We start from the raw sequence: 1,815 nt of genomic DNA, 5'->3' as shown, positions 1-1,815 counted from the left end.
GGTCACCTCAAGATCAACCGGGCCATCGCCACCCGCTACGACCAACTGACCAGCAGCTTCCTCGGCATGGTCCACGTCGCCACCGCCAGATACTGGCTCAAATTTGTCCACGCCGCCTAGCGTCTGTCATGTCGGCATGACTGGCCCAACGCTGCGTGGCCGGCAATGTCCGGTTTCGAGAATCTCGGATCGCAGACGGAGCGGCAAAAAGTTCGCGGCTACAGACGCGCCCAGCGACCGAACCTTTCCGGCAGCTTTGCGCCCCATTGTTTCGGTCATTGGCACCATTGCAGACGGCTCCCGGAAGCGGTCATAGGGGTAGGGCTGCAAGCGAACATTCCCTAGCTTTACAGTTGCATATTGTTCCGAACTCTGAATCAATAGGTCTCCATGGTAAGGGGGCCGTGGATGACGGGTGCATCGATCGAGACGACGCTGGAGCTGTGGGCTTGCTCGCTGCGCGAGGTGAAGGGCCGCATGCGAGGGCTGTTCACGCAGGAGCGAGTTGCCACGTCGGCGAACCTGTTCCTGGACGGGTTGCTGGGTGACGAGCGCCGTAAGACAGGCTGGATGCGCGCAGAAGCGGCCGGTGATCCTGGCCCGTGGCGGCAGCAGGCCATTCTAGGCCGCGGGCGCTGGGAAGCGGACGGGCTGCGCGACATCGTGCGGAATTATGTTGTCGAGCATCTCGCCACAGACGACGCGGTTCTGGTGATTGATGAGACTGGCTTCCTCAAACAGGGCAAAGCATCCTGCGGCGTTGCACGTCAATACACGGGTTCGGCCGGCAAGATAACGAACTGCCAGATCGGTGTATTCGCCGCCTATGTATCCGCTCGCGGCCACGCCTTCATCGATCGGGCTTTGTACCTGCCCAAGAGCTGGACCAACGATCCCGCACGGCTTGCAGCGGCCCATGTCCCTGAAGCTGTAGCCTTCGCCACCAAGCCGACGCTCGCTGTTCAAATGATCCGGCGTGCGTTGGCAGCCGAAGTGCCATTCTCCTGGGTCGCGGCGGACGCGGTGTACGGCGTCGGCGATGTCGAACAGGCGCTACGCCGCGCCTGCAAAGGCTATGTTCTCGGCGTTAAATCGGACCACCACTTTGGCTCTTGGGCGAAGCGGCCCAAGGTTCCGGCGATGCGAAGCATCGTTGGAAAGGCTGCAGAGGGGGGCAAGCCTCCGGTCGCCGGCAAGGCTGAGGAGATCGCACGAGACCTTGAACCAGAGATATGGCAGCGTCTTTCCGCTGGTGAGGGCACCAAGGGCGCCCGCCTCCATGACTGGGCTTACTGCGAACTCGCCGATCTCGACGCGGACGAATATGATGAGACCCAATCAGGACTTTGGACCCGCGGCCTTCTGATCCGCCGCAATATAGTGACGGCGATCTCGCTTTCTTCACAACATGGTGTCCGGCCGGCACCGGCATCCAGACCCTCGTCGCCGTCGAAGGCCATCGCTGGGCGATCGAGGACAGCTTCGAAACCGCCAAGAACGAGCTCGGCCTCGACCACAACGAAACCCGGTCGTGGCATGGCTGGCATCGCCATGTCTCTCTCGTTATGCTCGCCTTCGCGATGATGGCGGTGATCCGATACCGCGCCAATGACATGGCGCCCCCAAAAAGACCGAGGATGCAGACCACCAGGAGCTGATCCGCTGGTCAGTCCAGGAAGTCCGACGCATCGCCCACAAGCTCGCTCAGCGCCAGATCGAACCCGCCTACATCATCGCCTGGTCGTGTTGGCGACGATCGCATCAAGCCGCAGCCAGACGGGCCCATCTAAAATCTAAAGTGCAACTGTAATGCTA

1 pseudogene is annotated in these 1,815 nt (G+C 61.4%); it reads left to right on the top strand.

Annotated features, from left to right (window positions below):
• Positions 1-390 precede the first annotated feature (390 nt).
• A pseudogene (locus KY084_RS13210) lies at positions 391-1,658 on the top strand (IS701 family transposase).
• Positions 1,659-1,815 lie beyond the last annotated feature (157 nt).

It is taken from the genome of Stakelama flava, from assembly GCF_019351405.1.
GTDB classification, from domain to species: domain Bacteria; phylum Pseudomonadota; class Alphaproteobacteria; order Sphingomonadales; family Sphingomonadaceae; genus Sphingomonas; species Sphingomonas flava_A.
The sequence above is the reverse complement of the archived record's forward strand: the minus strand, read 5'-3'. Positions and strand labels throughout refer to the sequence as shown.